Raw genomic sequence first — 256 nt, forward strand, 5'->3', positions numbered from 1 at the left:
CCTGCTGCGGGTGTTCCGGGCATTTCTGGATGCCAACCAGCTGGAGGCGGATTGGGAAAGTGTGGAGAGGGCGGGCAACCGTGTTCTTGTCAACTCGCTCTCCATGATGTCTCCGTTCGGGCCGGCCGAAAAGCAGGCGCTGCTGGAAGCACCCGATCTGAAAACGCGGGCCGAAACATTGATCGCCATCACCGAAATCGTTCTTGCCCAGGGATCGGGCGAGGGCGGCAACGTGCTGCAGTAGGGTCGCCGCCAT

The 256-nt window shown here is 61.7% G+C and carries 1 protein-coding gene; it reads left to right on the forward strand.

Translation table 11 applies throughout. The features are described 5' to 3' along the window. Window positions 1-244, forward strand: a 244-nt coding sequence (locus SB816_RS33180; RefSeq protein ID WP_410548401.1) for a hypothetical protein, incomplete at its 5' end; no start/stop codon positions are given. Window positions 245-256: the final 12 nt, after the last annotated feature.

It is taken from the genome of Achromobacter sp. SIMBA_011 (assembly GCF_046535435.1).
GTDB lineage: Bacteria > Pseudomonadota > Gammaproteobacteria > Burkholderiales > Burkholderiaceae_B > Achromobacter > Achromobacter dolens.